Origin of the sequence: Ralstonia sp. 1138, from assembly GCF_040544795.1 — a bacterium.
Taxonomy (GTDB): Bacteria; Pseudomonadota; Gammaproteobacteria; order Burkholderiales; family Burkholderiaceae; genus Ralstonia; species Ralstonia flatus.
Genome location: NZ_JBEPKQ010000003.1, coordinates 894,177 through 906,933 on the forward strand (window position 1 = coordinate 894,177; position 12,757 = coordinate 906,933).

Annotated in this window: 11 protein-coding genes and 1 tRNA gene; 8 read left to right on the top strand and 4 right to left on the bottom strand. The window is 62.1% G+C overall.

What is annotated here, in order from left to right; all coding sequences use genetic code 11:
* Window positions 1-49: 49 nt before the first annotated feature.
* From ABIC76_RS17055 to lpxO, 3 genes are all read right to left on the bottom strand, one after another.
* The gene (locus ABIC76_RS17055) at window positions 50-1,201 is read right to left on the bottom strand and encodes an ABC transporter substrate-binding protein (protein WP_354534651.1); all 1,152 of its coding nucleotides are present in this window, start codon (window positions 1,199-1,201) and stop codon (window positions 50-52) included.
* Window positions 1,202-1,417: 216 nt separating this feature from the next.
* Window positions 1,418-2,035 carry a BPSL1445 family SYLF domain-containing lipoprotein gene (locus ABIC76_RS17060; protein WP_027681135.1) on the bottom strand — a complete coding sequence of 206 codons (618 nt, stop codon included), beginning with the start codon at window positions 2,033-2,035 and terminating at the stop codon, window positions 1,418-1,420.
* Window positions 2,036-2,344: 309 nt separating this feature from the next.
* Window positions 2,345-3,247: a lipid A hydroxylase LpxO gene (gene lpxO, locus ABIC76_RS17065; protein ID WP_027681136.1), complete on the bottom strand. Its 903-nt coding sequence runs from the start codon at window positions 3,245-3,247 to the stop codon at window positions 2,345-2,347.
* A gap of 260 nt (window positions 3,248-3,507) precedes the next feature.
* Between lpxO and ABIC76_RS17070 the strand changes: the two genes are divergently transcribed.
* Window positions 3,508-4,068 (top strand): hypothetical protein, encoded by a 561-nt coding sequence (locus ABIC76_RS17070; RefSeq protein ID WP_354534652.1) that lies wholly within the window; start codon window positions 3,508-3,510, stop codon window positions 4,066-4,068.
* 42 nt (window positions 4,069-4,110) lie between these two features.
* Here ABIC76_RS17070 and ABIC76_RS17075 read toward each other — a convergent pair whose 3' ends face one another.
* Window positions 4,111-4,506 (bottom strand): hypothetical protein, encoded by a 396-nt coding sequence (locus ABIC76_RS17075; protein ID WP_027681138.1) that lies wholly within the window; start codon window positions 4,504-4,506, stop codon window positions 4,111-4,113.
* Between the two features lie 104 nt (window positions 4,507-4,610).
* On the opposite strand from ABIC76_RS17075, the gene ABIC76_RS17080 reads away from it, so the two are divergent.
* The 7 genes from ABIC76_RS17080 to ABIC76_RS17110 all read left to right on the top strand — a co-directional run bounded on the left by ABIC76_RS17080 (window position 4,611) and on the right by ABIC76_RS17110 (window position 12,753).
* On the top strand, window positions 4,611-5,465 hold the full coding sequence (locus ABIC76_RS17080) for an NUDIX hydrolase (protein ID WP_354534653.1): 855 nt from the start codon (window positions 4,611-4,613) through the stop codon (window positions 5,463-5,465).
* 8 nt (window positions 5,466-5,473) lie between these two features.
* Complete coding sequence (purU, locus tag ABIC76_RS17085) at window positions 5,474-6,340, top strand: formyltetrahydrofolate deformylase (RefSeq protein WP_354534654.1); 867 nt, start codon at window positions 5,474-5,476, stop codon at window positions 6,338-6,340.
* A 25-nt stretch (window positions 6,341-6,365) separates the two neighbouring features.
* Complete coding sequence (gene dnaQ / locus ABIC76_RS17090; protein ID WP_027681141.1) at window positions 6,366-7,091, top strand: DNA polymerase III subunit epsilon; 726 nt, start codon at window positions 6,366-6,368, stop codon at window positions 7,089-7,091.
* A 71-nt stretch (window positions 7,092-7,162) separates the two neighbouring features.
* A tRNA-Val gene (locus ABIC76_RS17095) sits at window positions 7,163-7,237 on the top strand.
* A gap of 653 nt (window positions 7,238-7,890) precedes the next feature.
* Window positions 7,891-9,813 (top strand): PrkA family serine protein kinase, encoded by a 1,923-nt coding sequence (locus tag ABIC76_RS17100; protein ID WP_004634293.1) that lies wholly within the window; start codon window positions 7,891-7,893, stop codon window positions 9,811-9,813.
* 54 nt (window positions 9,814-9,867) lie between these two features.
* Window positions 9,868-11,130, top strand: coding sequence for a YeaH/YhbH family protein (locus tag ABIC76_RS17105; RefSeq protein ID WP_354534655.1), 1,263 nt, complete (start codon window positions 9,868-9,870; stop codon window positions 11,128-11,130).
* A 114-nt stretch (window positions 11,131-11,244) separates the two neighbouring features.
* The gene (locus ABIC76_RS17110; protein WP_354534656.1) at window positions 11,245-12,753 is read left to right on the top strand and encodes a SpoVR family protein; all 1,509 of its coding nucleotides are present in this window, start codon (window positions 11,245-11,247) and stop codon (window positions 12,751-12,753) included.
* The last annotated feature ends 4 nt before the right edge of the window (window positions 12,754-12,757 follow it).

Sequence of the window (12,757 nt, forward strand, 5' to 3'; positions counted from 1 at the left end):
GTGCGGTGCAGCCACTGCCCAGGCAGCGCCGCGCCACAGCCGCCTGTTTCTATTTGACGAACGTGCCGTTCGGCCCGATGACCGTCAGTTCGACGTAGTTCGATCCTTTGCGCAGGTTGGGGCCGTAGCGAACCTCCAGCCCGCCGAGGTCGATCGTGCCGGCCGACTCCAGCCCCGCGACAAAGCTGGCGCGCGTGGGCGACTTGCCGGCGCGCTTGAGCCCTTCGACCAGCACGCGCGCCGCTGCATAGCCTTCCATCATGGCGTACGACGGCGCCACGCCGGCAGACTTCGCGCCGGACGCCAGTTCCCGGCCCAGCAACGACGTCGATCGCACCGGCGAGGGCATCACCTGCGAGATCACCACACCGCGCCCCAGCGCCCCGAGCGATTTCGCAAACGCCAGGCCGGCGTTGTTGGACAGCGCGGCAATCTGCGTCACCGTGCCTTGCCTGTTGAGCGCCTCGATCATGGCGCGGGCGGTCGTGCCCGGGCAGGCCAGGATGACCGCTTGCGGGGCGAACTTGCCCACGTCTGCCGTGGCCTTGGCGATATCCGGTTTCAGGCGGTCGACCGTGAAGATGCTGTGCGCGTCGGCGGGCAGCTTTTTCGTGGCGTTGCTGAAGCCGATCTCGGTGTCCTTGCCGAAGGTGTCATTCACGTTGACGAGCGCCAGACGGCGCAAACCGAGCGTGTCGAAGTAATGCACCAGCTCGGCAATCTCCGCCTGGTATTTCGCGCGCACCATGAAGAGCAGCGGGTCCGGCTGATCGAAGAAGGTTGACGCCCCGGTGGACGGTGCCACCACCGGCGCGCCGAGCGGACGCGCTTCCGTCATGATCGCTTCGGTGTTGGGCGTGCCGCGCGGCAGGAAGAGGGCGAAGACCTGCTTGTCGACCAGCAGCGTATGTGCGTGCTTTTTCGAGGCGCCGGCATCAAAGCCGTCGTCCTCCGAGATCAGTTCGACCTTGCGTCCGTTCACGCCGCCCGCGCGGTTCACCGCATCGAGGTAGAGCCTGGCGCCTTGCGTCATCTCCTGGACTTGCTCGCCGGCGGGCCCGGTGAAGCCGGCAGTCTGTCCGATGACGATCTTGCCATCGGTGACGCCCGGTTCGGCCATCGCCGGCCCCGACGCCAGCAACAGCCCCGACAGCCATGCGCACGCGATGGCGCGCTGCAAGGCGGCATTGCAACCTATCATGTCTCCCCCCTTTTTCTGGGTGATTGTTTTTTGTGTGCCGAGACGGCGATACGCATCGGCATCGCACCCTCGGCGGGACGATGCTAGCGGAGAAGCCGCGCGGCGCCGCCTCCGGATTTCCCTAGGGCTGCGACATTGCAGCAACGGCTTATCCGATTTCGCGCAAAAAAAAACCGCCGTACGAGACGGCGGTATTGGCAACCAGCGATGCGCAGATCAGTTGTTCTGCTTCGTGATCTTGGTGCCTTCGATCGACGCGCCGGCCATCAGACCTGCGTTGGTCAGGTTGAAGCCGATGATCGGCTGCTGGGCGGTGTTGGTATCGACCGCGCCGTTCGCGCCGATCTTTGCCAGTGCGACGGTGGCATCCACGCCGGCCGTCCAGCCCTGGCTGGCCTGGAATTTCTGCAGCGCTTCGTCCGTCATGAACAGAATGATGAGCGCACGCGATTGCGCGCCGGCCTGGAAGCCCACCGACGCCGAGGCGATGTTGTAGTAGCCCAGCGGACGGCCGCCGCCGGTGCGCAGCACGCCTTCGCCGTACTGGCCGCCCACCACGAAGCCGGCGTTCAGCACCGACGGGAACACCAAGACGCCCTTGGCGCGTCCCACCAGTTCACGCGAGCCGTTGGCGGTGGTGTACAGGCGCGACAGCACGGAGTCCGCCTGCGAGTTGGTGGTCGCGTGCTTGTTGGTCGACGACATCACGTCGGAGCCCTGCGCATTCGGGCTGGTCGTGGTACACGCGGCGAGCTGGGTACCGAGCAGTGCGACAGCAGCAAGCGCGGCGGCGCGGGTGACGATGGTCTGGCGGCTAATGAGGTTCTTTTTCATGGCGATTGATCTCACTGTCTTTGTTGTTGACGAGGGACACAGGCACACGCGTCCCCGCTCTGACTCGGTCCCATGCAACGAGCAGGGGTTGTCGAGGGAAGGTGGAGCAAGCGGCGTGCCCGCCATATCGCATAAGCGCCGGAGCGCTCAATTCCTGACATTAGGCGAGATTTGTGGCTGATGTGGCGCTTTTCCTTCACTGCTTTGTAAAAACGCAAGCCGACCGCAATGTGCGTAGCTTTTTCACGCGCAACAAAAAACCGGCGCTTCAGGCCGGTTTCTTGTGCGATGCGGGAAGAGGTTCCGCGCTCAGATCCAGATGATCAGCGCGGCCACGCCAATGATCAGACCGAACTTCACCACGTAGTAGACCTTGCGGTTCCACGCCTTGAAACGGCGGCGGTACTGGCCCATCACCCACACATAGCGGAACAGCTTGTTGATGCCGCCGGTCTGGTCACCGTCGTCGTTGGGCGAGCTGGCGGCGGTCATGACCTTGCGGCCCAGCCATTTATTGACGCGCTGCGCCCAGCCGAATTTCATCGGGCGTTCGATATCGCAGAAGAGAATCAGGCGGTCCTTGTCGGAGGCGTTTTCGGCCCAGTGCAGATAGGTTTCGTCAAAGACGACGCCCTGGCCGTCGCGCCAGCTGTGGCGCTGGCCGTCGACTTCGATGAAGCACCGGTCGTCGTTGGGCGTAGACAGGCCCAGGTGATAGCGCAGCGAGCCGGCAAACGGATCGCGGTGCGGGTTCAGCTTGCCGCCCGGCGGCAGCTCGGCAAACATTGCCGCCTTCACGCTGGGCAGATCGCGCAGCAGCGCGACGGTCTGCGGGCAAAGCTGTTCAGCCGACGGGTGATGCGCCTCATACCACTTCAGGTAGAACCGCTTCCAGCCGTTCTTGAAGAACGAGTTGAAGCCGGCATCGTCGTTCTTCTCGGCGGCCTTGATCTTGCGCAGGTTGATGAGCGCCAGGCCTTCGTCGCGAATCTGCGGCCATGCGGCCTGCAGCTTTTCCAGATCCGGGAAGCGCTCGACCGGCACATACGGCGTCTGCGGCACGCCCGAAAACGCGTACATGAAGCAATTGACCGGTGCTACGACGGCCGAGTGGTCGAACATCTGGCGCCAGAATTTCAGGCGCACCTTGCCGCGAAAGTGCACGTACAGAATGGAGCCCAGGTAGAGGGCCACGATAATCCACTTGATCAAGGCGATTTCCTTGCCGCGCGAAGGCGGTCAGCAATTGAGTGCATGCGCTGTCAGCGCAATCCGGCATTTTACCCGCGGCCGCGCAGCACCGCGTGGACAGCCGCCAACAGTGCACCGTGGTTTGTGACGCCACGTTATCGTTTGCGCGGTCTTGCAATAAGGAACGTCTGTGTCGATTTGTCGCGAAATGTGCGTCGCGTTCTACAATTCGGTTTTCGCCCGCCCAGGCACGCTGTCGCGGACGATCACCGGAGGGAGCGATGGACGTCAAAAAACGCGACGAAGAATCCAGCGACATGCCGACCACAATTGGCGTGGGCTTGGGCAATGCGGAATCGCTTGAAGCGTCCATGCGCCGAGCGCAGGAAGCGCTGTCTGCGGTGTCGGCGCGGCTGGCAAACCGGCCACCGATGCCGCGACCAGACCCTGCTACCGAGCGCTTCGTCGAAACGGACGAGACCATGTCACCCGCGCAAGCGCGTGCTTTGGCCGAGCGGTGCATCGCCGGCGAGGCCGCAGAGCCGGCGAGCCTGGCGCGCGCGTTTTCTGCGTTGCTTGGACACATCGATGGATTGGAAGCCGACCATGCCGGCCGGCGCCGCGTGCTGCGGCAGTGGATGGTGAGCCAACTCACCTACAAGATGCTGTATCTGCACCACACCGGTCAGGATTCGACCGTGCCGCCGCGTGCGTTGCGCGCTCAGAAAGAGCGGGTGAAGGCGCAGGTTTCGGCCTTGCTCGATGCCGGGCGTTCCTACGCCGATGTGCGCCTGACCGACCTGCGCTTTGCCGAGGATGGCGGTGCCGCCGGTCAGGGCTGAATGATCACGCGATCAAGCGATTGAGCGATCAAGTGATTCGGCTCAATCGTCCTCGTCGTCGTCCGGTTCGGAGTCGAGAAAATCGCGGCGGGTGAGCCAGTCGGCAATGGCCTGGTCGCAGGCGTTCTTCAGCTTGGACTTGTTATCCACTTTGTCGAACAGGGTGAAGTTCATTAGGGCCAGGCCCAGATCGGTGATGTAGAACATCCGCTTCGGGTTGTCGAAGTGGACGATGCGGCCGTCGATGTCGCCTTCGTCTTCGGGCTCGGCAGGCGCGTCTTCGAGTTCGACCACGCGGCAAGTGAAGCGGGGTGTGCGGGTGTGCGTCAGGTATTCGAATTCATCGTGCGACACTTCGCCGGACGGTGTGACGGCAATGGCGAAGCCCCAGATAAAGCGCGGGGTCGGCAGATCCGACAGCTCGTCGATTTCATCCATCCTTGTTTCTCCAGTCTGATGACGGCTTGTATTAACGGCGCATTATCGCGCGACCCGTGCTGCACGGAAAGCACAATGCACGCCCGACAGTGTGGGGTGCCGGCATGACGGACCCGGGCATCCAGCGCATACGAGACGGTCTGGCGGCCCGGCAGGCGTTCGACGCCGACGCGCTGATCCCGTGGATTGTTGCCGGACAACGCGTCGGCTGGCTGAGCCGCGAGCGCGCGTCGCTGCTTGCGCGCTGGCCGCAGTGGTTCGACGTGTCGACGAAGCGGGTCGATTTGCGGGAGACGCTCGCCAACGAGGCCGCCCGCACCGCGGCGCTGGCTGAAGTCATCGCGCGCCTTGCCGAAGATGGCCACGTGCGGGGTTGGCGCGACGAGCGTTTCGCCGTCAACACCGGCTGGGGTACGCCCACGCTGGCGCTGATCGAGCGCGCCGCCGCGCGTTTCTTCGGCATCCGGACCTATGCCGCACACATGAATGGCCTGATTGCCGGCGCGGATGACGCCGGGCCGTCGCTCTGGCTGGCCCGCCGCGCCGAAACCAAACCGATCGACCCAGGCATGTGGGACAACCTCGTCGCTGGCGGCATCGGTCATGGCTTCGACGCACGCGGCGCGCTGGAGAAGGAATGCTGGGAAGAGGCGGGCATCGGGGCCGACCTGGCGGCGCGACTGGTGCCGTGCGGCACGCTGGATGTGCTGCGCGAAGTGCCCGAAGGTATCCAGTGCGAAACGCTGTTCGCCTTTGACCTGACGCTGCCGGACAGCTTCGTCCCCGTCAATCAGGACGGGGAGGTCGCCGGCCACTTGCGTGCCAGCCCCGACGCGGCGCTTGATATCATGGCGGACTTCGCGATGACGGTCGACGCGACGCTCGTCACCCTCGACGCCCTGGCGCGGCTGGGCCCGTCCCCTACGCCACAGCGGTTTGCGCCCGACAACAATACATAAAACGCTTCATGAGTCACTCCGGTTTCATTCTTACCTTGTCGTGCCCGGACCAGCCCGGCATCGTCCACGCCGTGTCGGGTCTGCTGTTCGAGCAAGGCTGCAACATTCTCGATTCGGACCAGTTCGGCGACGAATTCACGGGCCGTTTCTTCATGCGCGTGCATTTTGTGCCGCAGGGCCAGCCGCTGGACCTGTGCGCCCTGCGTGACCGCTTTGCGCCCATCGGGGATCGTTTCTCCATGCAGTGGGGCATGTTCGACGCGGCCGTCAAGCCGCGCGTGATGATCCTGGTCTCGAAGATCGGCCATTGCCTGAACGACCTCCTGTTCCGTGCCCGCGCAGGGCAGCTGCCCATCGAGATTGCGGCCATCGTGTCGAACCACCGCGATTTTTACCAACTCGCTGCGTCATACGACGTGCCGTTCATGCACCTGCCCCTGCTGCAGGCGACGGACGCGCAGAAGGCCCAGCAGGAAGCCCGCATCTGGGAAATCGCGCAGGAGCAGCAGATCGACCTCGTCGTGCTCGCGCGCTATATGCAGATTCTTTCCGACGATCTGTGCCGCAAGCTGGAAGGCCGCGCCATCAACATCCACCATTCGTTCCTGCCCAGCTTCAAGGGCGCCAAGCCGTATTACCAGGCGCACGAGCGCGGTGTGAAGCTGATCGGTGCAACGGCCCATTACGTGACGGCAGACTTGGACGAAGGTCCGATCATCGAGCAGGAAATCGAGCGCGTGGACCACAGCATGGACCCGGAACAGCTCACCGCCGTGGGCCGCGACGTGGAATGCGTGGCGCTGGCCCGTGCCGTGAAGTGGCATGCGGAACACCGCATCCTGCTCAACGGCCACAAGACCGTCGTCTTCAAGTAATCCAGTCAGAGTAGGGGAGCGCGCGATGCGACAGATCATTCTCGATACCGAAACCACCGGCCTGAATGCCGCCACCGGCGACCGCGTGATCGAAATCGGCTGCGTGGAGATGGTCAACCGCCGCCTGACCGGCCGCAACCTGCACTTCTACATCAACCCCGAGCGCGAGATCGATGCGGGCGCGATGGCCGTGCACGGCATCACCAACGAGTTCGTGGCCGACAAGCCGAAGTTTGCCGAGATCGTCGACGAGATCCGCGACTACGTGCAGGGCGCCGAGGCGATCATCCACAACGCCGCGTTCGACTTGGGCTTCCTCGACATGGAATTCCAGCGCCTGGGCCTGCCGCCCTTCCGCGAGCACCTGTCGGGCCACATCGATACGCTGCGCGAGGCGCGCCAGATGTTCCCGGGCAAGCGCAACTCGCTGGATGCGTTGTGCGACCGTCTGGGCGTCAGCAACGCGCACCGTACGCTGCACGGCGCATTGCTGGATGCGGAACTGCTGGCCGAGGTCTACCTCGCCATGACGCGCGGCCAGAACACGCTGGTGATCGACATGCTGGAGTCGGGCGAGGGCGCGTCGGACGAAGCCGTCGCCGTCGACCTGAGCGCGCTGCAGCTGCCCGTGCTGCTGGCGACCGAAGCCGAGGCCGAGGCGCACGCCGGTGTCCTGAAGGAAATTGACAAGGCCAGCGGCGGCAAAACGGTCTGGACGCGCGAGGCTGTGGAAGCCGCACCGGCTGCCTGATCAAAAAAATGTGCGGCCGGGGTATTTACACGGCCGCGCCTTTTCGCCATAATCTCGTTTTCACCGCATTCGGGTGGTTAGCTCAGCGGTAGAGCACTGCCTTCACACGGCAGGGGTCACAGGTTCAATCCCTGTACCACCCACCAAACTGGCGAGAAATCGCTTAAAAGGCCCTCAGGCAAACGCCGAGGGCCTTTTTCTTTGTCCGCGCTCTCTGTGCGGGCTTTCCCGTACGCTCGTCCGAAGCGTCCGGCAAAACTTTCCCCGTGGCGCAAAAAAGAGACATCTTCCGTGGAGCCGTTCCCTCCTTCCGTCGGATGGGTGCCGGGTCGGAAACGCGTTTCGCCCAATACTTTGCACAATGCCTCGTTGCGTCACGGTGAGAAAGGCTGCCGCTACAAACGTACCGCCCCGGTCCGGTGCCATGCGCGCTCTCTGCGTTATCACCGTTGGCAAAGCGCTGAAATGCAGGGATATCCCCCAGCGTGCGGGCGGGAACTCCCGCAGATCGGTTACGTACCAATGTGCGAGCGCGCGGCGGATGTCATGGGTACGCTTTCTGCTGTGCTCGGGGTAGCCGATCGTCGTGGTGCATGGGCTGATGCATCGTGCAAGGTTCGTTTAGCACTTGATGCAGTCGAGCGCTAACGCAATCGCGATGAGTTGTGCACCGTTCCAGGTCGTCAACCGTTCTTGTGATCATCGGTGATTCGTCTACAGTGGAATCAGCAACGCACGCAAGAACTAGCCTGGCTCTCGCTTGTTGGTGTGGAGTAGGGAAGAAATCTACGGGGGAGATATGGATATTTTCCGCCACTACGCAACGCGTTTTGAAGCTCGCAAAGAGGACGAGTACAGCATCCAGGAGTATCTGGATATCTGCAAAAAAGACTCGACCGCCTATGCGACTGCCGCCGAGCGCATGCTCACCGCGATTGGTCAGCCCGAACTGGTGGACACCCACCACGATCCCCGGCTGTCACGATTGTTCTTCAACAAGGTCATCAAGATCTACCCGGCCTTCCGGGAGTTCTACGGCATGGAAGACACGATCGAGCAGATCGTCTCCTTCTTCAAACATGCCGCGCAGGGCCTTGAAGAGCGCAAACAGATCCTTTACCTGCTCGGGCCTCCGGGCGGCGGCAAATCCTCGCTTGCCGAGAAGTTGAAGTCGTTGATGGAGCAGATCCCCATCTACGCACTGAAGGGCTCACCGATACACGAGTCCCCGCTCGGGCTGTTCTCGCCCGAGGAAGACGGCAAGATTCTGGAGGAAGACTACGGTATCCCGAGGCGCTATCTGAACTCGATCGCTTCGCCGTGGGCGGTCAAGCGGCTGCACGAGTTCAATGGCGATATCACGCGTTTCCGCGTGGTGAAGCTGCATCCGTCGGTGTTGTCGCAGATTGCGATCTCCAAGACCGAGCCGGGCGACGAAAACAATCAGGATATTTCGTCGCTGGTCGGCAAGGTCGACATCCGCAAGCTGGAGGACTATCCGCAGGACGATCCGGATGCGTATTCGTATTCGGGCGGGCTGTGCCTGGCCAACCGGGGCTTGCTTGAATTCGTCGAGATGTTCAAGGCGCCGATCAAGGTGTTGCACCCGCTGCTGACGGCCACGCAGGAAGGCAACTACAAGGGCACGGAGGGCTTTGGCGCAATTCCGTTCGATGGCGTCATCCTGGCGCACTCCAACGAGGCGGAGTGGCAGAGCTTCAAGTCGGATCGCAACAACGAGGCGTTTCTTGATCGGATCTACATCGTCAAGGTGCCGTACTGCCTGCGCGTGTCGGACGAGGTGAAGATCTACGACAAGCTGCTGCGTAACAGCTCGCTCGCGGCGGCGCCCTGCGCGCCGAACACGCTGAAGATGATGGCGCAGTTCGCGGTGCTCACGCGGATCAAGGAGCCCGAGAATTCCAACATCTTCTCGAAGATGCGCGTGTATGACGGTGAGAGCCTGAAGGATGTCGACCCGAAAGCGAAGTCGTATCAGGAATACCGCGACTTTGCCGGCATCGACGAGGGCATGACGGGCTTGTCGACGCGCTTTGCGTTCAAGGTGCTCTCGAAGGTCTTCAACTTCGATGGGACAGAGGTGGCCGCCAATCCGGTGCACTTGCTGTACGTGCTCGAGCAGCAGATCGAGCGCGAGCAGTTCCCACCGGAGACGGAATCCAAGCTGATGTCCTATATCAAGGAGTACCTCACGTCGCCGTACGTGGAGTTCATCGGCAAGGAGATCCAAACGTCGTATCTGGAGTCCTACTCCGAGTACGGGCAGAACATTTTCGATCGCTACGTGGTGTTTGCCGACCTCTGGATCCAGGACCAGGAATATCGCGATCCGAACACCGGCGAGATTCTTGATCGCAGTGCGTTGAACGACGAGCTGGAAAAGGTGGAAAAACCGGCGGGCATTTCGAACCCGAAGGACTTCCGCAACGAGATCGTCAATTTCGTGCTGCGGGCGCGGGCCAAGAACGGAGGCAAGAACCCGGTCTGGACGAGCTACGAGAAGTTGCGCGCGGTGATCGAGAAGCGAATGTTCTCGACCACGGAAGATTTGCTGCCCGTGATCTCGTTCAATGCCAAGTCGTCGCACGACGACAAGGAAAAGCACGAGAACTTCGTCAACCGCATGGTGGAGAAGGGCTACACCCAGAAGCAGGTCCGCTTGCTGGTGGAGTGGTATCTGCGCGTCAGGAAGTCATCTTAAGGAGATCACGAGAGGGCAAGGACACCCAGCGAACTTCCAATCGAGGGCAGTTACATGGGCACGATCATTGATCGGCGGGAGAACGGTGGCGGCAAGAGCACCGTCAACAAGCAACGCTTCATCAAGCGTTACCGAGACCAGATCCGCCGCGCGGTGGCCAAGGCCGTGACGGGCCGCAAGATCATGGACATCGAGCAGAGCGGGCAGGTGTCCATTCCCGTCAAGGACATCTCCGAGCCCATGTTCCACCACGGCTCGGGCGGGCGCCGCGAGAGCGTTCACCCGGGCAACAAGGAGTTCATTCGCGGCGACAGCTTTGACCGCCCGCAGCAGGGCAGCGGCGGCTCAGGCTCGCAGGCCAGCGACTCGGGCGAGGGCGAAGACGATTTCATCTTCACGCTCTCGCGCGAGGACTTCCTCAACTTCTTCTTCGAAGACATGGCGTTGCCCGATCTGGCCAAGCGCAGCCTGGCCAAGATTGCCGAGGTGCGCAAAGTGCGCGCGGGTTTCTCGCTCGATGGCACACCGTCCAACCTGTCGATTCTGCGCACGATGCGCAGCTCGCTCGGTCGCCGTATCGCGTTGTCCAGCCCGTATCAGCGCCGCCTGCACGAGTTGGAACGCGAGTACAACGAAGAACTGGAAAACGACGGGCCCTACAGCGTACGCGCGCAAGAGCTGATGAAGGAAATGCGCCATCTGCGCTCCTGCCTCGATCGCGTCCCGTTCATTGAAAAGCTTGACCTGCGCTACAACAACCGCGTGCTGCGCAAGCGCCCCCAGGCGCAGGCGGTGATGTTTTGCGTGATGGACGTGTCCGGTTCGATGGACGAATCGCGCAAAGACCTGGCCAAGCGCTTCTTCATGCTGCTTTATCTGTTCCTGAAGCGGAACTACGAACGCATCGACGTCGTCTTCATCCGTCACCACACCGTGGCCAAGGAGGTGGACGAAGAGGATTTCTTCCACTCGCGCGAGTCGGGCGGCACTGTGGTGTCGAGCGCACTCAAGCTGATGGCGGAAGTGATGCAGGAGCGCTATTCGCCAAGCCAATGGAACATCTATTGCGCGCAGGCTTCGGATGGCGACAACTGGGCAGGCGATTCGGAACTCTGCGCAAAGCTGCTGCGCGAAACGATCTTGCCTCTGACGCAGTATTACGCCTATGTCGAGGTGGTCTCCACGGAGCCTCAGAACCTGTGGGAGGAGTATCTTACGTTGAAGGCGGGGCACGAAAACTTCGCGATGCAGCGCATTCTCAAGGCGGATGAAATCTATCCGGTCTTGCACGAGCTGTTTCAGAAGCGCGCCGCTTGATCGCTGATCGGGCGGCAGCAGCGTGCTCTGGCACGGCACCGCGGTGCCGTGGCAGCGTGAGCCATGGCGAGCACGCCACCTGTGACCCTGTGTGATGGACCAACGGGAACGAGCATGGCCTACCTATCTACGGGCTCGGAGTGGACCTTCGAGCTGATCAGGCGCTACGACCAAAGCATCGCCCAGATTGCCGCAGACTTCGGTCTGGACACCTATCCGAACCAGATCGAGATCATCACCGCCGAGCAGATGCTCGACGCCTACGCGTCGTCCGGCTTGCCGCTGGGCTACAACCATTGGTCGTACGGCAAGCATTTCCTGGCGTCCGAACGCGGCTACCAGCGCGGCCTGATGGGGCTGGCCTACGAGATCGTCATCAATTCGAACCCCTGCATCGCCTACCTGATGGAGGAGAACACGATGCCGATGCAGGCGCTGACGATCGCGCATGCCTGCTATGGCCACAACTCCTTCTTCAAGGGCAACTACCTGTTCCGAACCTGGACGAACGCCGACGCCATCGTCGATTACCTGCTCTTTGCCAAGAACTACGTGGCCGAATGCGAGCAGCGCTACGGCGAGCAGGAGGTGGAATTGCTGCTCGACTCCTGCCATGCGCTGCAGAACTACGGGGTCGATCGTTATCGGCGGCCCAAGAAACTGTCGATCAACGAAGAGCAGGCGCGTCAGGCTGAGCGCGAGAAATACCTCGAAGCGCAGGTGAACGATCTGTGGCGCACGCTGCCGACGCACCGTGCCCGCGCGCTGGCAACGGCGGACGACATTCCGGAACCCGATCCGCAATTCCCGCCGGAACCTGAAGAAAACCTGCTGTACTTCATCGAGAAGAACGCGCCCAAGTTGCAGCCGTGGCAGCGAGAGATCGTGCGCATCGTGCGCAAGATCGCGCAGTACTTCTACCCGCAGCGGCAGACCAAGGTGATGAACGAAGGCTGGGCCACCTTCTGGCATTACACGATCCTGCACAAGCTGTACGACGAAAAGCTCGTCAACGACGCCTTCATGCTCGAGCTGCTGCAGGCGCATACCAACGTGATCTACCAGCCGCCGTTCAACAGCCCGTACTACAGCGGCCTGAACCCGTACACGCTCGGTTTCCTGATGTTCCAGGACATCCGCCGCATTTGCGAATCCCCGGACGAAGAGGACTACCGCTGGGCCCCGGAGATTGCCGGCAGCGACTGGCAAAAGACGCTCGACTTCGCCATGCGCAATTTCAAGGACGAGAGCTTCCTGCTGCAATTCCTCTCGCCGCGCGTGATCCGTGAGTTGAAGCTGTTCTCCGTGCTCGATGACGACCGCGACGCGAGGCTGCGCGTCACCGCCATCCACGATGACGATGGCTATCGCAGGATCCGCGAGTTGCTGGCAGGACAGTACGATCTGTCGAACATCGAGCCCAACATCCAGGTGACCAACGTCGACGTGGGCGGGGATCGCTCATTGACGCTGCGCCACCTGCAAAGCAATCGCCGCCCGATTGGGCCCAACTACGAAGAGATGCTGCGGCACGTCGTGCGCCTGTGGGGCTTTACCTGCCGGCTGGAGGTGGTCTATGAAGACGGCCGACGCGAGATGAAGCACGAGTGCAAGCCCGATTAGCCCG

Bases quoted from the DNA above. Each gene is read 5' to 3' on its own strand.
- ABIC76_RS17055 (WP_354534651.1), bottom strand. From the start codon at position 1,201: ATGATAGGTTGCAATGCCGCCTTGCAGCGCGCCATCGCGTGCGCATGG.
- ABIC76_RS17060 (WP_027681135.1), bottom strand. From the start codon at position 2,035: ATGAAAAAGAACCTCATTAGCCGCCAGACCATCGTCACCCGCGCCGCC.
- ABIC76_RS17070 (WP_354534652.1), top strand. From the start codon at position 3,508: ATGGACGTCAAAAAACGCGACGAAGAATCCAGCGACATGCCGACCACA.
- ABIC76_RS17075 (WP_027681138.1), bottom strand. From the start codon at position 4,506: ATGGATGAAATCGACGAGCTGTCGGATCTGCCGACCCCGCGCTTTATC.
- ABIC76_RS17080 (WP_354534653.1), top strand. From the start codon at position 4,611: ATGACGGACCCGGGCATCCAGCGCATACGAGACGGTCTGGCGGCCCGG.
- purU (WP_354534654.1), top strand. From the start codon at position 5,474: ATGAGTCACTCCGGTTTCATTCTTACCTTGTCGTGCCCGGACCAGCCC.
- dnaQ (WP_027681141.1), top strand. From the start codon at position 6,366: ATGCGACAGATCATTCTCGATACCGAAACCACCGGCCTGAATGCCGCC.
- ABIC76_RS17100 (WP_004634293.1), top strand. From the start codon at position 7,891: ATGGATATTTTCCGCCACTACGCAACGCGTTTTGAAGCTCGCAAAGAG.
- ABIC76_RS17105 (WP_354534655.1), top strand. From the start codon at position 9,868: ATGGGCACGATCATTGATCGGCGGGAGAACGGTGGCGGCAAGAGCACC.
- ABIC76_RS17110 (WP_354534656.1), top strand. From the start codon at position 11,245: ATGGCCTACCTATCTACGGGCTCGGAGTGGACCTTCGAGCTGATCAGG.